This is a genomic window from Kitasatospora humi, from assembly GCF_020907985.1.
Taxonomy (GTDB): Bacteria; Actinomycetota; Actinomycetes; order Streptomycetales; family Streptomycetaceae; genus Kitasatospora; species Kitasatospora humi.
The window spans coordinates 25,675-45,250 of sequence record NZ_JAJJPA010000007.1 but is presented as its reverse complement, the minus strand read 5'-3'; the positions used below and the strand labels follow the sequence as shown (position 1 = coordinate 45,250).

General features: G+C 70.8%; 15 protein-coding genes. 11 read left to right on the top strand and 4 right to left on the bottom strand.

Annotated elements, in window-relative coordinates:
- Positions 1-936 precede the first annotated feature (936 nt).
- Positions 937-2,820: a potassium transporter Kup gene (locus LN042_RS09645; protein ID WP_230050463.1), complete on the bottom strand. Its 1,884-nt coding sequence runs from the start codon at positions 2,818-2,820 to the stop codon at positions 937-939.
- Positions 2,821-3,444: 624 nt separating this feature from the next.
- On the opposite strand from LN042_RS09645, the gene LN042_RS09640 reads away from it, so the two are divergent.
- The 3 genes from LN042_RS09640 (at position 3,445) to LN042_RS09630 (ending at position 6,595) form a co-directional block, all read left to right on the top strand.
- Positions 3,445-4,266 (top strand): hypothetical protein, encoded by an 822-nt coding sequence (locus LN042_RS09640; protein WP_230050461.1) that lies wholly within the window; start codon positions 3,445-3,447, stop codon positions 4,264-4,266.
- Entirely contained in the window at positions 4,263-5,738 is a 1,476-nt protein-coding gene (locus LN042_RS09635) for an NADH-quinone oxidoreductase subunit NuoF family protein (protein WP_230050459.1), read from the top strand. The genes LN042_RS09640 and LN042_RS09635 overlap by 4 nt, the downstream gene beginning before the upstream one ends.
- Before the next feature lie 233 nt (positions 5,739-5,971).
- Entirely contained in the window at positions 5,972-6,595 is a 624-nt protein-coding gene (locus LN042_RS09630) for an SMI1/KNR4 family protein (protein ID WP_230050457.1), read from the top strand.
- Between the two features lie 221 nt (positions 6,596-6,816).
- Here LN042_RS09630 and LN042_RS09625 read toward each other — a convergent pair whose 3' ends face one another.
- Both LN042_RS09625 and LN042_RS09620 read right to left on the bottom strand, forming a co-directional pair.
- Positions 6,817-7,368, bottom strand: a complete 552-nt coding sequence (locus LN042_RS09625) for a hypothetical protein (RefSeq protein ID WP_230050455.1) — start codon at positions 7,366-7,368, stop codon at positions 6,817-6,819.
- Positions 7,369-7,556: 188 nt separating this feature from the next.
- A complete protein-coding gene (locus tag LN042_RS09620) occupies positions 7,557-8,069 on the bottom strand; it encodes a MarR family winged helix-turn-helix transcriptional regulator (RefSeq protein ID WP_230050453.1) in 513 nt (170 codons plus the stop codon).
- 72 nt (positions 8,070-8,141) lie between these two features.
- On the opposite strand from LN042_RS09620, the gene LN042_RS09615 reads away from it, so the two are divergent.
- From LN042_RS09615 to LN042_RS09590, 6 genes are all read left to right on the top strand, one after another.
- Entirely contained in the window at positions 8,142-9,377 is a 1,236-nt protein-coding gene (locus tag LN042_RS09615; RefSeq protein ID WP_230050451.1) for an MFS transporter, read from the top strand.
- 374 nt (positions 9,378-9,751) lie between these two features.
- Positions 9,752-10,579 carry an FAD binding domain-containing protein gene (locus LN042_RS09610; protein WP_230050449.1) on the top strand — a complete coding sequence of 276 codons (828 nt, stop codon included), beginning with the start codon at positions 9,752-9,754 and terminating at the stop codon, positions 10,577-10,579.
- Positions 10,576-13,296, top strand: a complete 2,721-nt coding sequence (locus LN042_RS09605) for a molybdopterin-dependent oxidoreductase (RefSeq protein ID WP_230050447.1) — start codon at positions 10,576-10,578, stop codon at positions 13,294-13,296. The genes LN042_RS09610 and LN042_RS09605 overlap by 4 nt, the downstream gene beginning before the upstream one ends.
- A 230-nt stretch (positions 13,297-13,526) precedes the next feature.
- The gene (locus LN042_RS09600; RefSeq protein WP_230050445.1) at positions 13,527-14,288 is read left to right on the top strand and encodes an antibiotic biosynthesis monooxygenase; all 762 of its coding nucleotides are present in this window, start codon (positions 13,527-13,529) and stop codon (positions 14,286-14,288) included.
- Between the two features lie 439 nt (positions 14,289-14,727).
- Complete coding sequence (locus LN042_RS09595) at positions 14,728-15,126, top strand: nuclear transport factor 2 family protein (protein WP_230050443.1); 399 nt, start codon at positions 14,728-14,730, stop codon at positions 15,124-15,126.
- A 383-nt stretch (positions 15,127-15,509) separates the two neighbouring features.
- Positions 15,510-16,406: an aminoglycoside phosphotransferase family protein gene (locus LN042_RS09590; RefSeq protein WP_230050441.1), complete on the top strand. Its 897-nt coding sequence runs from the start codon at positions 15,510-15,512 to the stop codon at positions 16,404-16,406.
- A 320-nt stretch (positions 16,407-16,726) separates the two neighbouring features.
- Here the strand turns inward: LN042_RS09590 and LN042_RS09585 are convergent, their stop codons facing one another.
- Positions 16,727-16,906: a hypothetical protein gene (locus LN042_RS09585; protein WP_230050439.1), complete on the bottom strand. Its 180-nt coding sequence runs from the start codon at positions 16,904-16,906 to the stop codon at positions 16,727-16,729.
- 540 nt (positions 16,907-17,446) lie between these two features.
- Between LN042_RS09585 and istA the strand changes: the two genes are divergently transcribed.
- Complete coding sequence (gene istA, locus LN042_RS09580) at positions 17,447-18,715, top strand: IS21 family transposase (RefSeq protein WP_230050437.1); 1,269 nt, start codon at positions 17,447-17,449, stop codon at positions 18,713-18,715.
- On the top strand, positions 18,715-19,554 hold the full coding sequence (gene istB / locus LN042_RS09575; RefSeq protein WP_230050436.1) for an IS21-like element helper ATPase IstB: 840 nt from the start codon (positions 18,715-18,717) through the stop codon (positions 19,552-19,554). Before istA ends, istB begins: the two co-directional genes overlap by 1 nt.
- Positions 19,555-19,576: the final 22 nt, after the last annotated feature.

Genomic DNA, 19,576 nt, shown 5'->3' with positions numbered 1-19,576 from the left:
TGCGCGGGAACCGCCGAGATTGCCGAGTGGCCGTGGACGCGGTCCGGTCGGCTCGGCCGACCGGGGGCGCGACCTGCTCATATCCCGCGCCCTGGCGGCAGCACGGGCCTCGGGGACTCTGCGTGGAGAACGTCGCACGACCGCGCCGGCACGCCTGCGATGGCACTGCGAACCACGTGCCCGAGTCGATGACTTTCCCGGAGTCGTGCCAACAAGGAATGCACCCCCCTGCCCCCCTGTCCCTTGGTCTTTTCAGGAAGCGCGCGATGCTGCTGATTTCCGGCAGTGAGCCCCGTGGCGGCTTTTCACTGAACGGCGAAAGCTATGTCGAAGCACCGTGAGACGAGGCCGCTGAGCGATGATCACGCCCACTCGGCAGCTCCTTGCTTCCCGCGACGAAAGCTACAGGCAGCCCGTAGGTGCCGCAAGAGGAAAATCGAATGTTACGGACGGGGCTGGAGTAATCAGGCACAGCTCACCGTTGCACATTTGTGCGTCAAATTCTGATGATGCGGATGAGTGGCTCCCCGCATTCTGTTCCTGGTGGGCTCATCCCACCTCGATCCCCGGTGACTCCCGGTCACCGGGACGATCGGCGTCCGCCCCTGGCGGTACTGACGGGCGGTCAGGCCGCCCGCCCCCCGGGGGGCCTGCGCCGCGCCGGGCGATGGCCGGCCGCCCCCGTGCCCACCGGCTGAGCTGACCGGCGGCCGCACCGGGGCACGGCCGCCTCCGCTCGCAGACCACTCCGACCCGGCGTCAGGACGCGGCACCCCGGCCCGCCATCCGACGCGGTGCCGGGTGCTCCACGGACCGCGGTCCGGTACCGGTGGCCGTGCTCGCCGGCCGGAACCGGTCCGGTCGCCGCCCCCACCAGCGTCCGGGGTGCTGGATCCCAGGGCGGGGGCACCCGGCCCGCTGCCGGGTCCTACTGCCTCACACCGAGACCTGGGCGCCCATGATGACGCACCGGTCGCTGGGCAGCCCGAAGTACGCGACGGGGCTGCTCGTGTTGTTGGCGATGGTCAGGAAGAGCTTCTTGCGCCAGCGCCGCATGCCCGGCGCGTCGGTCCTGATGATGGTCATCCGCGACAGGAAGTAGGAGACCTCGTCCACCTGCAGACCGTGGATCTGGCCCGCCTCCGGGTGCTGCGCGGCGATCCGCAGGACCTGGGGGATGTTCGGGTCGTCCATGAAGCCGAAGCGCGCGGTGAGGTGCGTGATGCCGTCGTCGCTGTGGCCGAGGTCGTCGAAGACGCAGCGCTGCGCCTCGGGGATGTGCGGCACCCGTTCCACCACGACCGACAGGATGACCACGTTCTTGTGCAGGGTGTGGTTGTGCTCGACGTTGGCTCGCAGCGCCAGCGGAGTGGTCTCGATGTTGGCGTTGAGGAACACCGCGGTGCCGTCGACCCGGTGCACGGGCGGGTCCATCGCGTCGACCTCGTCGACGAACGCGCGCAGCGAACCCTCCAGCGCCGTCCGGTTCGGGGTGACGATCTGCCGTCCCCGCTGCCAGGTGATGAGGATCGTGAAGACCGTGAACGCGACCAGCAGCGGCAGCCAACCACCGTGCACGACCTTGGTGAGGTTCGCCGCGAAGAACGCGATCTCGGTGGTCAGGAAGACGACGGCGCCGAGCACGATCATCCAGACCGGCTTGCCCATCATGAGGCGGCCCACGGCCAGGAAGAGCACGGTGTTGAGCACGAAGGTGGCGGTGACCGCCACGCCGTACGCGGAAGCGAGCGCGGCGGACGAGCCGAAGCCCAGCACCAGGGCCACGACCGCGCCGAACAGACCCCAGTTGATCATCGGCGCGTAGACCTGGCCGACCTCGTGCTCCGAGGTGTGCCTGATCGTCAGGTGCGGGAGGACGCCGAGCTGCACCGCCTGCCGGGTGACGCTGAACGCACCGGAGATGACCGCCTGCGAGGCGATGACGGTCGCGACGGTCGCCAGGATCACCATCGGGAACTGCGCCCAGCTGGGCATCAGCAGGAAGAACGGGTTCGCGATCGCCGACGGCGAGCGCAGGATGAGCGAGCCCTGGCCGAGGTAGTTGAGCGTCAGGGTCGGGAAGACCAGGAAGAACCAGGCGCGGTGGATCGGCGCCCGGCCGAAGTGGCCCATGTCCGCGTAGAGCGCCTCGGCACCGGTCACGGCCAGCACGACCGAGGCCAGCGCGACGAACGCGACCATCCCGTGGTCCACGATGAACTGCAGGCCGTACACCGGCGACAGCGCCTTGAAGATCGCGGGGTGGCTCACCACCTCGCACGCGCCGGCGGCGCCGATGACGACGAACCAGACGGTCATGATCGGGCCGAACAGGTTGCCGACCAGATTGGTGCCGTAGCGCTGCAGCGCGAAGAGGACCACCAGCACCGCGATCGTCACCGGGATCACGAAGTCGCTCAGACCCGGAGCCGAGACCTTCAGCCCCTCGACGGCCGACAGCACCGAGATCGCCGGCGTGATCATCCCGTCGCCGTAGAACAGCGATGCCCCGAAGATCCCGAGCGCCACCAGGATCACCTTGGTGCGCACCGACTTGAAGGAGAGCTTCTGGACGAGGGCGGTCAGCGCCATGATGCCGCCCTCGCCGCCGTTGTCGGCGCGCAGGATGAAGGTCACGTACTTGACCGACACGATCAGGGTGATCGCCCAGAACACCAGCGAGATGACGCCGTACACCTGGTCGGGAGTCGTCCCGACCGCGCCGTTGTCGGCGGTGAAGACGGTCTGGATCGAGTACAGCGGACTCGTGCCGATGTCACCGAAAACGACTCCGAGTGCACCGAGAGTCAGAGCTGCCATGCCGGGGCGGAGGCGGCGGGATGTGTTGCCGTCGGACGCGCCGCCTGGTTCGGTGGCACCAGAGCTGTGGGGCGCGCCTTTGGCGAGTTCTATACGCATAATGAGCGAAGATGATACGCACGCCGTGACCGGGTGACGGGCCCTGGTGCCCAAGAACACATCGGACCGCCGGCCGCCCCGCGCCGGTCGTCACACGGCCGCGGGCCAGCGGCTTGCGTGCCTGGTCAGGCCGGACCTCCGGTGACTCCGGCGCCCGGGCGAGCCGTGCGTCCCGACCCCGGCCGGCGGGCCCGTCAGCGCGGCCGCCCGGGTCGGCCCCGACCGGCGAAGGGCATGACGGAACGGGTTCGCCCGGTGGCTTTGCGTGGCAGCGCGGGCCGGTGGGATGTGAGGCCAGTTACGCGGCTCTCGGCCTCTCCTACGGACGGTCGTACTCGATTCCACCCGGCTGTTCCAGCGGAGCCGGGTGTCCGCACCGCTCTCCTACGGTCGACGGTCGTACGCCCGTGCCGTTGTCCCCGGCAGGACACCCGCTAACAATGGGCCCTCTCGTGCCGCGTCGGCGGCTGCGCCCCCCGAGGTGCCGCAGCCGGTCGTGCGGCCGGATCCCACGGAAGGTGCCCCATGTCCAGCTTCGCCCCAGACGCCGCGGCCTCCCTCGGCAGCGCGTCGGCCGCAGTGGCCGACCGGACGATGGCGTTCCTGGACTACTTCGCCGGCGTGTTCACCCTGCTGTCGCTGACCGCCGTGGTGGTGTGCGGCCTCGCCGCCACCGACCGCCTGGTGCTCACCGCCCGGCTGCGGGTGGCCGTCCAGTCGGTGCACCGGGCCAGCGCCGTCGCGGCGCTCGGCTTCCTGGCCACGCATGTCGCCGTCAAGGTCGCGGAGCGGCACGCCGGTCCGCAGACCGCGGTCGTCCCGTTCACCGGCGGCACCGCCTTGGCGGTGAGCCTGGGCACGGTCGCCGCCGACCTGCTCGTCCTGGTGGCCGCCACCGGCGTGCTGCGCGGCCGGTTCGCCGGCAGCCGCCGCCCCTGGCTGTGGCGGGTGCTGCACTCGACCGCCTACGCCTGCTGGCCGGTCGCGCTGGCACACGGACTGACGGCCGGTCGCCAGGCGCACGCGTGGGTGCTGTGGGGCTACGGCCTGTGCGCGGCCCTGATGGCGCTCGCGCTCCTCGTGCGCGCCCTCGCCCACCTGGGTCGCCAGCACACCCGCACCCGGCGGCAGCGCGGCTCGAAGGCCTACCGGCCCGCCGCCGGGCGGCCGGCCGCGCTCGCCCACCTGACGGCGGCGCCCGCGCGGCGCGCTGCCCGGGGCCGGCCGATCACCCTGGCCGCCCGGTCCGGTACCGGCTCGACCCCCCAGCTGCCCAGGCAGCCCAAGCACGCCGCGCCGCCGGACTCCAGGCCGCTGCGCCTGGCCGAGCTCGGGAGGAACCGGTGAACGCCGCCGCGCTCGTGCTGCCGCAGGTGCGCTGGCTGGGCACCGCCCGGCTGACCGCGGGCCTCGACCGCCACCAGCGCCTCGACCTCGCCGCCCACACCCGCGTCCACCCGCCGCTCGCCCCGCTGGACCGGGACGCCCTGCTGACCCTGGCCGACGCCGTCGACCTGCGCGGGCGCGGCGGCGCCGGGTTCCCGTTCGGCCGCAAGGCCCGGGCCGCCCTGGCCACCGCCGACCGCACCGGCGCCCCGCCCGTCATCGTCGTCAACGGCACCGAGGGCGAGCCGCCCAGTGCCAAGGACAAGATGCTGCTCGCCCGCGCACCGCACCTGGTGCTGGACGGGGCGTGCCTCGCCGCGGCCGCCTTCGGGGCCGAGGAGATCGTGATCGGCGTCGAGGCGGGGGGCCCCGGCGAGCTCTCGATCCCGGCCGCGCTCGACGAGCGGGACCTGCCCTGCCCGGCCCGCACCGTCTGCCTGCCCGCGCGCTTCGTCTCCGGGGAGTCCGGGGCGCTGATCCGGGGCGTGAACGGCCTGCCGGCGCTGCCGGCGCCGCTGAAGGCACGCGCGGCCGACGGCGGAACGGGCGGCGTGCGCCGCCGCCCCACCCTGCTGTCCAACGCCGAGACCTGGGCACAGCTGGCCATCGCCGCCCGGCTCGGCCCGGACGGCTACGCCGAGATCGGCACCGCCGCCGAGCCCGGCACGATCCTGCTCACCGTCAATCGGCCGGGTGGCGAGCCGGTGGTGGCCGAGGTGCCCGCCGGCACCCTGCTGGGACCGGTGCTGGACGCCTTCGGCCTGGCCCCGGGGGAGGGCGTGCTGGTGGGCGGCTACCACGGAGCCTGGCTGCGACCCCTGGACGCGGTCGGCGCGCCGCTCTCCCGCGCCGGCCTGGCCGCTCTCGGAGCCACCCTCGGCGCCGGCGCGATCGTTGCCCTCCCGTCCGACACCTGCCCGGTCGGTGAGATCGCCCGGGTCGCGGCCTGGCTGGCGGCCGAGTCGGCCGGCCAGTGCGGGCCGTGCAAACGCGGGCTGCCGGACGCCGCCGAGGCGCTCGCCGCGCTGGCTGCGGGCGGAGCCGCGCCGACCGTCGTGGAGGACGCCCGGCGCGTCCTCGGCGCCGCCCAGGGCGGCGGAGCCTGCTCGCACCCGGACGGCACGGCCCGCTTCGTGCTCACCGCACTCGACGTCTTCGCCCAGGACGTCGACGCCCACCTGTCCGGCCCGGGCTGCGGTCGCGCGGTCCGAGGGGCGCTGCCCCTGCCACGCGCGGAGGGCGTGCACCTGGAGGTGGACTGGTCCCGCTGCGGCGGCCACGGCCTGTGTGCGGTGCTGGCCCCCGACCTGGTCCGGCTCGGCCCGCACGGCTACCCCGCCTCGACCACCATCCCGGTCGCCGACTGGCAGGAACACGGCGCCCGCCGCGCCGTCAACCAGTGCCCCGCACTGGCGCTGCGCATCCGCCCGTAACGCGCCCGGCGTCAGGCGCAGGCCTCGTGTCGACAGCAGGCTTCGGTCTGCTGATGCCGCCCGGGGCCGGCAAGCGCGCCTCCTGCCCCCGTCTCCCGGGGGAGTCGCTCAGTGGCGCGGTGCGGCAGCCCCTGGATCCGCTGCTCGACGGTGTCGACGGTCCGTCGGCCCCCACTGGAAGGATGAGGTGAGGAACGGAGTTCCGGTGCCGATTTCCCCGGTAGGTGGGGTTCATGGAAAGCGACATCACGGGAGTTGCCTTGGAAAGCGGTGTTCGGCGCCTTTGTGAGTTGGTATCAGTGAGGAAGGCCGACGGTGTCGATGCTGACTGGGTGGTGATCTCGGAAAGGCATGGCTTCGGTTTTCCGTCGGACTACCGTGAGTTCATCGCCACGTTCGGTGCGGGGAGCTTCGAGGACGCGATCTCAGTGATGGCTCCGAGGGGAGTCCCTGGACCGCCTGGGGTGAACACCGTGTGTCCCGTCGCGGACGAGGTTCGTGACGACAGCTCATTCTGGAGCTGGCGGGACGAGGACGGCAGGTCCTGGACCGAACGGCCGGCTCAGGTGCTGCTTTGGGGAATGAGCTCCGACGCTGACATGTTGGGCTGGTTGACCAGCGCGGAGGATCCCGACCAGTGGCCGGTGGTCGTCTGGAAGCACAGCCGTGTGCACTGGATGCTCTATAGGTGCACCATGACCCGGTTCCTCGTCAGGACCGTCACTGCCCAGTTCGCTGAGCGTCCGGTCAGTCCGAAGGGGATCTGGGGTGTCCAGTCGCCGAGATTCCTCAGCACGAAGGAGGAGGTGCGGCTCAACATGCTGGGCATCGACCCTTGGTGCGACGACGCCGGCTGATTCCGGCGGTCAACGGTGGCGGCCCCGCATCCATGCCGGGGCCGCCGCTGCCGTGCCGACCGGAGGTGCGGAGCGGGGCGATGCCCTGCCGCCGCACCCGGGAAGGCAGATGTCCCGCATCCCTCCACCCGGCGCCGCACTGTCAAGGACAGCGACGTGACGGCGCAGCTGCCGCGGTGGGTGGCCCGGTCTCGTCGGACGCCGGGACACCGGCGCTCCGCTCAAGCGGAAAGGCTTGCGGCGGTGGGGCGTTCGAGGGTCAGTCGGACGGCTTCGTCGTGAAGGGCGGCGGCGCTGACGACCGCGACCGTCGTCTCACCGATCTCGGCGGTGGTGAGCAAGTAGTCGCCGTACGAGAACCGGCTCGCGTCAACCGCCGTGCCGTCCACCACGAGTTGACCTGTTCCCGTGCTCAACTCGCCCGGCAGTCGCAGCCATTCGCCGGGCCCCAGGCGTTTCCCCTCGGGCAGGAGGAGCGCTCCTTCGGACAGGACCTGTCCGCCGGGCAGGGGGATCAGGCCGTGCGGCGAGGCGTTGACGAGGAAGTTGCGCAGGAACGACTCGGGATCCGGGGCCGAGAACACGCGAACAGGCGGGACCCGGTGGGTGATGACCTGCACCACGTTGTCGCGGTCCGCGTCGTAGTACCCGGCAGCCAGCTGGTGGAGCACGTCGTCGGCCGCCAACCAGCTTGACAGACGCCGCCACTGCGGCCGGGGTCGGGCGAGGACAGCCGCCGGTCGGCCGAACTTCCGCAGGCTCTCCGCCCACATGGGATCAGCAGAACCGAGACGGTCGAACCTGTCGGACATGACGACCCCTCAGGAAGCGCGCGGAAGCGGGGACGATCCCCGTCCATCATCTTCGGGCGTACCGGGGTGCCGCGTCGAGGGCGGCGGGCCTTGAGAACTGCCCCGGTGCCAGGCGGACCCCGCCCGGCACCGGGGCTGCGGCGGCACTGTCAGTCGGTGGTGGCCGCCAGCAGGCGGCGCAGCAGAGCGTTGAGGGTGGCGACCTCCTCGTCGGAGAACCCTGCCAGCGCCTGCTGTTGGACGGCGAGGCCGGCGCCGGCCGCGCGGTCGGCGATGTCCAGTCCCGTCGGGGTCAGGGTGACGCGCAGGCCCCGCCGATCGTGCGGGTCGGGGGAGCGGGTGACCAGGCCCGCTCGTTCGAGTTTGTCCAGGCGGCCCGTCATGCCGCCCGTGGTGAGCATCAGCGTCCTGGTGAGCTCGCGCGGCGACAGCGTGTAAGGCTCGCCGGCGCGCCGCAGCGTCGCCAGGACGTCGAACTCGCCGCGCCCGATGCCGAAGGAGGCGTAGCACTTCTCCACCCGGTCGCCCATCGCCCGGGAGAGCCGGTAGATCCGGCCGAACGCCGCCATGGCGTCGGTTCGCAGGTCGGGCCGTATCCGGCTCCACTGCTCGGTGATCGTGTCAACGGCGTCCGGCGGAACGGCGACGGTGTCGTGGTCCATGGAGGAAGTCTGGCACAGCTTGCTCGACGAAAAGTATCTTGACGGAAAGTAGCTTGGTGCTAAGTTAATCACATGCTTCCTAAGTCACCGCGTCGCTTCGACGGCGAGCGCAGCCTGCTGGCCGGACTGGCCATCGACGCGCTCGGCAACGGGATGTACATCCCGTTCAGCCTGATCTTCTTCCGTCACGTCACCGGACTGCCCCTCGCGGTGATCGGCCTGGTCCTCACCGCCACCGGCCTGGTTTCGATGGCTCTGCTCCCCTCCATCGGCACGCTCACCGACCGGTTCGGCGCACGGCGGATGCAACTCGCCCTCTACCTGGTCCGGGCGCTCGGCTTCGCCGCCTACCCCTTTGCCCACGCGCTGCCCGTGTTCGGCGCCGTCGCCCTGGTGACCACGATCGCCACCCAGGGCTTCCCCGCCGTCCAGCAGGCCCGCATCGGCGAACTGGCCCGTGGCACCGACCTGGAACGCATCAACGCACTCGCCCGCAGCCTCGCCAACGCCGGGCTCGGCGCCGGCAGCCTGCTCGCCGCCCTGCTGGTCAGCCGTGCGGGCAACGGCGGCTACACCGTCGCCGCCTGGCTCAACGGCGCGAGCTTCCTGATCGCCGCGGTCCTGGTCCGCCGGGTGCCGGCCGGCCCGGCCGCTCCCGGTGGCCGATCAGCCGAACCCACCAGCTACCGGGAGGTGCTCCGGGACCGCCCGTTCCTCAGCCTCACCACCGCCAACCTGCTGATCGCCCTGGGCTACGCCGCCCTGTCGGTGCTGCTGCCCGTGTACGCCACCGGCACCCTGCACACCCCGGGCTCGGTCACCGGGCTCGCCTTCGCGGTCAACACCGTGCTGTGCGCGGCCCTTGGCGTCCCGGCCGGACGGCTGGTCCGCCGCTTCGCCACCCGCAACCGAGCCGCCGCCGCAGGAGCGGCACTCTTCGCCGCCGGCTTCCTCGGCCAGGCGCTGCTGGTGCCGGCAGCCGGACGCTGGATCGCCGCGGGTCTGCTGGCGGCCGTGGCCGTCACCACGGTCGGCGAGGTCCTGCACAATCCGGCGGCCTCGGCGCTGGTGGCAACCGTCGCACCGGCCGCCCTGCGCGGCCGCTACATGGCGACCTACCAGCTCTCCTGGTCCCTGTCCAAGGCGCTCGCACCGTCACTGTTCACCGGTCTACTCACCGTCAACACCCGACTGCCCTGGCTGCTACTGGCCGCGGGCACCGTGCTCGGCGCGGGAATGCTGCTCCGCCTGGAACGCCGCCTCCCAGCCGAGGCCGTCCGGCCGCAAAACCTGGTGACGGCCGCCTGACCGGGCGTCAACCGCTCGAAGGGCCGGCGCGTCCCGGCCACCCCGCCTCGCACGATCCCGTCCCGTCCGGAACCCACGCGACCGAGGAGGAGTTCCTGATCGGGTGGTCGACGACCCGTCGGAGGGGCTGCGCCGGTAGGCCGCGGCAAGGGGCGCGGCGGCAGACGGCCCGAGATGCCGGTGCCGGACCGTTCTGCCTAGGCTGGTGAGGACGGAAGCTGCTGCCCGCCCGTTACCGCGGTGGCAGTTCGGCAGCGGCGCCCGGCTTCGACTCCGCAGCGCGAGGTCGCGCCGACCCCGGTGCGGCCACGGACGCGACCGACGGCACGGGCGGCCCGTTCGCGCGGTGGTCGTCGTGAGGGAGACCGGTTCTCGTGGATCTCAACACCATCACCGAGGTCGTCCGGCACCCGCCCGACCGGCCGGGCGCGGACTGGCGCGAGGGCGACGCCTGGCTCGCCGGGGGAACGTGGCTGTTCTCCGCGGAGCAGCCGGGGCTGCGCCGCCTGATCGATCTGACGGCGTTGAGGTGGGACGCGCTCGTGCCCAGCGACACGGGCCTCGAGATCGGCGCCACGTGCACCATCCGTGACCTGAACGCCTTCGTGCCGCCGGACGACTGGGGTGCGGGCGCCCTTTTCGCCACGTGCTGTGACGCGTTCCTGTCGTCGTTCAAGGTGTGGACCGCGGCGACCGTCGGCGGCAACATCTGCATGTCCCTGCCGGCCGGCCCGATGATCACACTGACGGTCGCCCTGGAGGCGACGTACGAACTGTGGGCCCCGGACGGGTCCGTCCGCGTGGTCGAGGCGCTCGACTTCGTGACCGGCGACAACCAGAACGTGCTGGCACCCGGCGAAGCCCTGCGGCGCATCAGCGTTCCGGTGAGTGCGCTGCGCAAGCGCACGGCGCACCGCCGCTTCGCGCTCACCCGGCACGGCCGTTCGACGGTCTTCCTCATCGGTACGCGGACGCCCGGCACGAACGACCTGCTGCTCACCGTCACGGCCGGCACCACGCGGCCGGTGCGCCTTGCCTTCGACACCATGCCCGACGCCCGCACCCTGGCGCAGAGCATCGACGTCGTCCCCGCCGACGTCTGGTTCGCGGATCCCAATGGGACGCCCGACCACCGTCGGCACCTGACACACCACTTCGCCGAAGAGATTCGTCGCGAACTCATGGCGGGGAGCCCGACATGACCTACCTCGTGAACGGCAGCCGGTTCGACGAAGAGCCGGCCCCCGGCCAGTGCCTGCGGACCTTCCTCCGCTCGCTCGGCCACCACGGCGTCAAGAAGGGCTGCGACACGGGGGATTGCGGGGCGTGCACGGTGTGGCTGGACGGTTCTCCGGTCCACAGCTGCATCACGCCCGCCTTCCGGGCGGAGGGCCGTGCGGTGACGACGATCGAGGGCCTGGGATCGCCCGGGCACCTGCATCCCGTGCAGCGGCAGTTCCGCGACGCCCCGGGGTTCCAGTGCGGCTTCTGCACCGCGGGGATGATCATGACATCGGCGGCGTTCACCGAGGCCCAGAAGGAGGACCTGCCACGGTCGTTGAAGGGCAACCTCTGCCGCTGCACCGGCTACCGGGCGATCGAGGACGCCGTGCGGGGGGTCGTCGGCGTCGAGACGGCCGCACCGGGCAAGGCCGTGGGGACGAGCGTCGCAGCCCCGGCGGCCGAGGACGTGGTCACCGGTCGCGCCGAGTTCACGATGGACACCCGCGTCGACGGCATGCTGCACCTCAAGGTGCTGCACTCGCCGCACGCCCACGCCCGGATCGTCTCGATCGACAAGAGCGCCGCACTCGCGGTCCCCGGCGTGCACCGGGTCTACAGCTGGGAGGACGTGCCGCGCCGACGTTTCACCACGGCGATCCACACCGACCATCTGGTCGATCCGGACGACACCCTCATCCTCGACGACACGGTCCGCTTCGTCGGCCAGCGGGTCGTCGCGGTCCTGGCCGACACGCCCGGGGCGGCGGAGGAGGGCTGCCGGCAAGTCGCCGTCGAGTACGAGGTGTTGCCGGCGGTGTTCGACCCCGAGGAGGCGATGGCCGAGGGGGCGCCGCAGCTGCACGGCAGGCACGACCCGTTCGTCCGTGACCCCCTGCGCAACATCCTGCTGGAGCTGCACGCGCACTTCGGCGACGTCGACGCGGGGTTCGCCGAGGCCGACGTGATCCACGAGGGCACCTACTCCTCGCCCCGCGTGCAGCACGCGCACCTCGAAACCCACGGCTCGATCGCGTGGATGGAGGACGGCCGGCTGAACGTCCGGACCAGTTCGCAGTCGCCGTCGATCGCCAAGAGCAAACTCGCCTACCTGTTCGCGCTGCGCCCCGACCAGCTCCGGGTGTTCTGCAAACGCGTGGGCGGCGGTTTCGGCGGCAAGCAGGAGGTGATCTCGGAGGACCTGGTCGCCCTCGCCACCCTGGACACCGGGCGGCCCGTCTGCCTGGAGTACACCCGCGAGGAGGAGTTCACCACGGCCTCGCCGCGGCATCCGATGACGTTGACCGTCAGGCTCGGTGCGACCGCGGACGGGACACTGACGGCGGTCCAGGTCCGCAACGTGTCGAACACGGGCGCCTACGGCAATCACGGCGGCGAGACGCTGTTCGCGGGCGGCGCCGCCATCATGGTCTACCGCTGCCCCAACAAGAAGTACGACGCGTATTCCGTCTACACCAACACCGTGCCGAGCGGGGCGCTGCGCGGGTACGGGCTGACGCAGCCGGCGTTCGCCGTGGAATCGGCGATGGACGAACTGGCCCGCGCCCTGCACCTCGATCCGCTCGAACTGCGACGACGCAACATCGTGCGGCCGGGTGAACCGCTCGTCGCCCTGCACGAGGGGCCCGACGACGTGCAGTTCACCGAGGACGGGCTAGCGAAGTGCATCGACCTCGTGGACGACGCCCTGGCCCGCACGGCCGGGCAACCGGTCCCGGCCGGCCCAGGGTGGCTCGTCGGGGTCGGCGTGGCGAGCTCGCTGCACGAGACCGCGCCCCCGACCGAGCACATCTCCGAGGCCTGGGTCACCCTCGGCGACGACCTCAGGTACGAACTGGCCGTGGGCACGGTCGAGTTCGGCGAGGGGACCTCCACCGCCCATGTCCAGATCGCGGCCCAGCAGCTGGGCACGACGCCGTCGCGGATCCGCCTGGTGCAGTCCGACACCGACCGCAACGGGTTCGACACCGGCGCCTTCGCCAGTGCGGGCCTGTTCGTGGCGGGCAACGCGGTTCTCCGGGCGGCCGGCGCCGTGCGCGACCGGATCCTGGAGTTCGCCGCCGCCCACACGGGCGTCCATCTCGTGATGTGCTCGATGGACGACGACGGTGTCAGGTGCGGCGACCGGAGGATCTCGCTGGCCGAGCTCGTCGCGCTGGCCCGGGCGCGCGGGATCCGGTTCACCGCCGCCCGCAAGGCCTACGGCTCCCCCCGCAGCGTCGTCTTCAACACGCAGGGCTTCCGGATCGCCGTCCACCGGGTGACGGGCGAGATCCGTGTCCTCTACAGCGTTCAGGCGACCGACGCCGCCACCGTCATCAACCCCGCCCAGGTCCGGGGACAGGTGGAGGGCGGCGTCGCCCAGGGACTCGGCTTCATCCTGACCGAGCACCACCAGGTTGGTGCCGACGGGGCGGTGCTCAACCCGAACTTCCGCAACTACCGGATCCCCGCCTATGCCGACGTCCCGCGCACCGACGTGCTCCTGGTGGCGTCGTCGGACTCCTACGGGCCCCTGCGGTCGAAGGGGATCGCGGAGTGCTGCATCAATCCGGTGGCCGCCGCACTGGCGAACGCGCTGCACGACGCCACGGGTGTCCGCTGCCGCGCACTGCCCCTGACTCCGGAACGGATCTACGACCGGCTGGGCGAGAGTCAGTCGGTGTCGGCGGTCTGAGCCCATGAACGCCGACGAACGCCCGAACACCGACCGGCAGCGGGACACCACGGCGACCGCGATCATCGGGCAGAAGGTCCTGCCCGAACACGAACGTGAGTACGAGGTGTGGCAGGGGGACGTCAACGCCGCCGCCGCCCACTACCCCGGGTTCGTCAGCGCCGAGGTCTCCCCGCCGACGTCCCGGCAACCCGACTGGGTCGTCGTCTACAGATTCGACTCGATCGCCCATGCAGGAGTGGATCAACAGCGCGACCCGGCAGCGTTTCCTCGACGCCGGCAGGAAGTACTGCGACGGCCCGGCGACCCAGCAGGTCGTCACGGGTGGCGCGCGACCAGTGGACGCGCTGGTGACCGTCGTGGTCACGCATCGCGTCCAGCCGCACCACGTCGACGACTTCCTCGCCTGGCAGCGCCACATGAGCCGGCAGGAGAGCAAGTTCGAGGGCTTCCGGGGCACCGAGCTCTTCCGCCCGATCGACGGCCTCCAGGACGAGTGGACCACGCTGTACCGGTTCGACACCGCGGAGCACCTCGATGCCTGGCTGTTGTCGGCCGAGCGGCGGGAACTCCTCGCCGAGGGCGAGAAGTTCAACTCCTTCAAAATGCGCACGATCGAAAACTCGTTCGGCAGCTGGTTCGCCTTCGAGGACCACGGCGAGGAAGCGCCGCCGCCGTCGGTTGCCAAGACCGCCATCGCGGTCTGGGTCGGCCTGTACCCGACCGTGGTGCTGTTGACCCTCGCGCTGTCGCCGCTGAGGCTCCCGCTGTGGAACGGGCTGCTGCTGGGGAACCTGCTGTCCAGCTTCATCATGAGCTTCCTGACGATGCCCTACTACGTGAACCCCCTGCTCAAGCGGTGGCTGCGGCCGTCCCCCGGGGCCGCGGCGGCGAGGACCAACCTGGTCGGCCTCGGCATCGTCGCCGCGGTGACCGCGTTCTGGGTCGCCGTCTTCTACCTGGTGACGACCGTGCTCTGGTCCCTTCCCTGACCGGACGCTCCACTCATCCGCCAGGAAGTGACTTGCTGTCAGCTTCCATGCCGCCGGTCGATGGCTCGGCCCAACCGGGTCCGGGCGTCGCGTTCGGGACATCCGCGACAGCAGCGCACCCGTGGCCCCGGCGCGCCCGCCCCGCGCCGCGATCGCATCCCGCGAAGGAAGCCATGAACGGCTCCCGCTACGTGCGTTCGCGCGTTCCCCCGCCGGTCCCGGTGGCCGAGCGCCACCATGTCCGGGTGAGCAGCCGGCTCACCGGGCCGGCCCGTTCCATTCGGCCGAGGACGGCCAAGTCGGAACGAATTGTGCGGAATTCTCAGGCGGCGGCGTCAATAAAGTGCTGTTGCGAAGTCGCCTGATCTCGCGGGTGTGACTGGATCGAATCCGCCTCGACGCCATGTCTATTGCCCGCCAACGGTGTTACTGTCGCGCAATGTCCAAGATCGAGATTGACGCGATTACCGCCGAGTTCTTTGGCGCCTTCGACAACCGCGGCGGCAGGTCCGCTGACGTCGACCGGATCCGCCGCCTGATGCTCCCGGGTGGCGTGATCGTGGTGACCCGCCCCAGCTACACCGTATACACGGTTGAGGAGTTCATCGCACCGCGCGAACTCCTGCTGTCCGACGGGCGCCTGGTCGAGTTCTCCGAGTGGGAGACCTCCGAGCGCACCGACATCGTGGGCGACCTCGCCACCCGGACCAGCGAGTACCAGAAGTCCGGCCTGTTCAACGGCGAACCGTACGAGGGCACGGGCACCCAGACCTTCCAGTTCGTCCGCACCCCGGACGGCTGGCGGATCGCCTCCTCCGCCTGGTTCGACCATCCCTGAGCACAGCAGCCCGGCAACAGCTGCAACCGCTCCACCAGCGACAACCCCGCGATGCTCTCGAGAACAGGCGACGTGGTCAGGCAGACAGTGGCAGACTGACGACACATCGAAGCTCCGGTGGTACGAGCCGACTTGGGAAGGTCACCCGGTTCAACCGGAGCTTCGTTGCGTTCGTGACGGCCCAGCCGGCGCTCCTTGGAACGCCGCGACCTCCAGGCTCACGTGATCACCGGGTCTTTGAAACGCCCCCTGGGGCCCGGCCTGTCCCGAGCCTCTGATCCGTAGCTCTCTGAAACCGAGTCGGTGAGGCCCGAGGGATCACAGTGAGATGTTCCGAAGAACGAGAGCCCGCTCCGACTGTCGCCTCAGTACTGTGACTTCGCATGACCGACATCGAGATCGAGATCACCGCGGGCCTGGTCCGCGAACTGCTGCAGGAGCAACATCCAGACCTTGCGGGGCTGGCCATCCGCGAGGTGGCGGGCGGCTGGGGCAATCAAATGTGGCGCCTCGGAGACGAGTTGGCAGTGCGCATGCAGCGCATGGACCCCACCGGGGAGCTCCAGCTCAAGGAACGGCGGTGGCTCCCCGTGCTGGCCCCGCGCCTGCCGCTCCCAGTGCCGACCCCGGTGCGGTTCGGCGAACCGTCCGAGCGCTTCCCCAAGCACTGGACCGTGATGACGTGGGTTCCCGGCGAGCCGCTGGACCACGGCTCGATCAGTCGCGGCGACCACGCGGCCGGCGCGTTGGCGGGCTTCCTCCGGGCGCTCCATGTGGAGGCGCCCGCCGAGGCGCCGATCGCTACGGACCGCGGTGGTCATCCCAGGAACTGCACGGAGGGCTTCGAGTACTTCTTCCGGGCCGTTGCCCCCGACGACATCGCTGCCGACGTCCGGGCCGTTTGGGAAGACGCCGTTGCGGCCCACGCCTGGGAGGGCCCGAAGGTGTGGGTGCACGGCGACCTCCATCCCGCGAACGTCGTTGTCTCGGACGGAACGCTCTCGGGCATCGTCGACTTCGGCGACATGTTCGCCGGCGATCCGGCATGGGACCTCGCCGCCGCATGGGTGCTGCTGCCCGCAGGCACGGCCTCACGGTTCTTCGACATGTACGCGCATGCAGACGAGGCGGCGATCCGGCGCGCCCGCGGGCTGGCCGCGATGAAGAGCCTCTTCCTGATGCTCATGGGGCAAAACGGAGATCGGGGTCTTCCCGGTGGCAAGCCGAACTGGGGGCCTATAGGCCGGGCGGCACTTGATCGTGTTCTGGAGGGCGTTTGACGCACGCTTTCTTTGAGCCCGTTCTCGATCTTGATTGAGGGCCATGCGGCCGCCCACCTTCCCCGCTGGGCGTTGATCGCCCGTCGATGGGCGATGTACGCCCGGTGGGCCTCGATCGTCTCGGCGGGGTCGACCGCCTTGTATCCGAACGCCCGGAACCTCCACCCCCGGCACGGTACCGCCCTGCGCGTCGAGAACGCCCGATCCACATCGCCGCTCTGGGAGCAGGCACCGCCCAACTCACCGCCCAGTGGATCGCCGAGACCCGGGCCGCCCGTGCCCGAGCAGAAGCCGAACTGCGTACGGCTCGGAATGGCGCATCAGCCGGGCTCACCGGCGACGACATCGCGGCCCTGACCCGCCGCCACTGCGGCCTGGTCGGCATCCTGCACGTCGTCGAGCCCGCCGAACGGGCGGAGTTCTATCGCCGACTGGGACTGATTCTGACGCTCGCCTCCGGAAAGCAAAAAGTGCTGGTCGAGATGGATCTCAACCAGCACTTTTCCGCAAGCCGTGGGCTTACGGTAGGTGTCCGAGGGGGGACTTGCACCACTGGCCAACGGGGAGTGGGCGTCCGGCGTCCTACGGTTGGACGATGTGACAGTGCAAGACTGCGGGGAGCATAGCTGACCCCCGCTCGCGCAGGGAGAACTGTCGCTCCCCGATCCGGCAAGGCCGAGGCATCGGTTGCCCTCCGCGCGCGGGGGCGGGCAGGAGACCCACATCATCCACAAAGGCCCCGGCTGGTCCCCCGCTCGCACGGGGAGGACGCACTCGAGCTGACCGGCCCGCACCAGCAGGACGGTTGACCCCCGCTCGCGCGGGGAGGAGTCCACGATCCGCCGCTACCGTGAGAGCGGGCGCGGCTGACCCCCGCTCGCGCGGGGAGGACCACCTCTTGGTGACGTTCTGTCGGGTTCTCGGCGACGGGCGAATTCTGACCGCTGAACGGCGGATGAAACGGGACCCACCGGGGTAAATCCGACCCTTCTTGCGATCGTCTGATCATCCTGATCCCTATCGAGGGTCAGGAGGAGAGGGTGATTCCCGTGGAGGACTGGGCTGAGATCCGTCGACTGCACCGGGCCGAGGAGATGCCGATCCGGGCGATCGCCCGGCACCTGGGGATCTCGAAGAACACGGTGAAACGGGCCCTGGCCACCGACCGGCCGCCGGTCTACCAGCGCCCGCTGAAAGGCTCGGCCGTGGACGCGGTCGAGCCGGCCATCCGCGAGCTGCTCAAGCAGACCCCGACGATGCCCGCCACGGTCATCGCCGAGCGGATCGGCTGGACGCGCGGGCTGACGATCCTCAAGGAACGCGTGCGCGAGCTGCGACCGGCCTACCTGCCCGTCGATCCGGTCTCCCGCACGGTCTACCAGCCCGGCGAACTCGCCCAGTGCGACCTGTGGTTCCCGCCGGTGGACATCCCGCTCGGCTACGGCCAGTGCGGCCGGCCCCCGGTCCTGGTCATCGTGGCCGGGTATTCGCGGATGATCACCGCACGGATGCTGCCCTCCAGACAGACCGGCGACCTGATCGACGGCCACTGGCGCCTGCTGGCCGGCGGCTGGGGCGCCGTCCCCAAAATGCTGGTCTGGGACAACGAGCCGGGCGTCGGCAAAGGCAAACTGACCAGCGAGTTCGCCGCGTTCGCCGGCCTGCTCGCGGTCAGGATCCATCTGTGCCGGCCCCGCGATCCGGAGGCGAAGGGCCTGGTCGAGCGCGCGAACGGCTACCTGGAGACCAGCTTCCTTCCCGGACGCACGTTCACCGGCCCCACCGACTTCAACACCCAGCTGACCGCGTGGCTGCAGATCGCCAACCGGCGCCAGCACCGCTCGATCGACGCCCGGCCGGTGGACCGCTGGGAGGCCGACCGGGCCGCGATGCTGACCATCCCGCCCGTCTCCCCGCCGCATTGGTGGCGCTTCCACACCCGCATCGGCCGCGACCACTACATCCGCGTCGACACCAACGACTACTCCGTCCACCCCCGCGCCATCGGCAAGACCGTGATGGTCCGCGCCGACAACGAGGAGGTCACCGTCATCGCCGGCAACGACACCGTGGCCCGCCACACCCGCTGCTGGGCCAGACATCAGAGCCTGACCGACCCCGAGCACGCCGCCGCGGCCCGGGTCCTGCGCGGCGAGGTCATCCACCAGCAGACAGCCCGAGCAGCCGCCGCACGCGCCCAGACGCTGGCCCCCGACAGCCTCGGCATCGACGTCGAGCAACGCGAACTCGCCACCTACGACCGCATGTTCACCCTCATCGAGGGCGGCGCCGGGAAAGAGGACAGCTGATGCCCCGCACCACCACCACTGCCGCCACCACGACCGGCCCGGCCGAGCCCGACGACCAAGCGGCCCGCACCGGCCGCCAGACCGCCGCCGACCTGGCCTTCTACGCCCGCGCGATGAAGGCACCCACACTGCTGGAGGCCGCCGAACGCCTCGCCGAACGCGCCCAGGCCGAGTCCTGGACCCACCTGGAATACCTGGTCGCCTGCCTGCAGCGCGAGGTCTCCGCCCGCGACTCCCACGGCGGCGAAGGACGCATCCGCGCCGCCCGCTTCCCCGCGATCAAGACCATCGAGGAACTCGACCGCACCCATCTGCGCGGCCTGACGCGCCAACAACTCGCCCACCTGGCAACATTGGACTTCATAGCAGCCAAGGAGAACGCCATCTTCCTGGGCCCTCCGGGCACCGGCAAGACCCACCTGGCCACCGGGCTCGCCATCCGGGCCTGCCAGGCCGGCCACCGGGTCGCGTTCGCCACCGCCGCCCAGTGGGTCGACCGCCTGGCCGCCGCCCACCAAGCCGGACGGCTCCAGGACGAACTGGTCAAACTCGGCCGCTACCCGCTGATCGTGATCGACGAGGTCGGCTACATCCCGTTCGAGGCCGAGGCCGCGAACCTGTTCTTCCAGCTGATCTCGAACAGATACGAGAGGGCCAGCGTGATCGTCACCTCGAACAAGCCGTTCGGGCGCTGGGGAGAGGTCTTCGGCGACGAGACCGTCGCCGCCGCCATGATCGACCGCCTCGTCCATCACGCCGAGGTCCACTCCCTCAAAGGCGAGTCCTACCGCATGCGCGGCCGCGAACTCGGCCGCGTCCCCACCACCGACAACGACTGAACACAACCACCGACGACGCAAA

What these genes read in the sequence shown, in the direction of transcription:
- LN042_RS09600 (WP_230050445.1), top strand. Translation starts at nt 13,527, where the DNA reads ATGCAGGAGTGGATCAACAGCGCGACCCGGCAGCGTTTCCTCGACGCC.
- LN042_RS09615 (WP_230050451.1), top strand. Translation starts at nt 8,142, where the DNA reads ATGCTTCCTAAGTCACCGCGTCGCTTCGACGGCGAGCGCAGCCTGCTG.
- LN042_RS09630 (WP_230050457.1), top strand. Translation starts at nt 5,972, where the DNA reads ATGGAAAGCGACATCACGGGAGTTGCCTTGGAAAGCGGTGTTCGGCGC.
- istB (WP_230050436.1), top strand. Translation starts at nt 18,715, where the DNA reads ATGCCCCGCACCACCACCACTGCCGCCACCACGACCGGCCCGGCCGAG.
- LN042_RS09595 (WP_230050443.1), top strand. Translation starts at nt 14,728, where the DNA reads ATGTCCAAGATCGAGATTGACGCGATTACCGCCGAGTTCTTTGGCGCC.
- LN042_RS09620 (WP_230050453.1), bottom strand. Translation starts at nt 8,069, where the DNA reads ATGGACCACGACACCGTCGCCGTTCCGCCGGACGCCGTTGACACGATC.
- LN042_RS09640 (WP_230050461.1), top strand. Translation starts at nt 3,445, where the DNA reads ATGTCCAGCTTCGCCCCAGACGCCGCGGCCTCCCTCGGCAGCGCGTCG.
- LN042_RS09645 (WP_230050463.1), bottom strand. Translation starts at nt 2,820, where the DNA reads ATGGCAGCTCTGACTCTCGGTGCACTCGGAGTCGTTTTCGGTGACATC.
- LN042_RS09605 (WP_230050447.1), top strand. Translation starts at nt 10,576, where the DNA reads ATGACCTACCTCGTGAACGGCAGCCGGTTCGACGAAGAGCCGGCCCCC.
- LN042_RS09590 (WP_230050441.1), top strand. Translation starts at nt 15,510, where the DNA reads ATGACCGACATCGAGATCGAGATCACCGCGGGCCTGGTCCGCGAACTG.
- LN042_RS09625 (WP_230050455.1), bottom strand. Translation starts at nt 7,368, where the DNA reads ATGTGGGCGGAGAGCCTGCGGAAGTTCGGCCGACCGGCGGCTGTCCTC.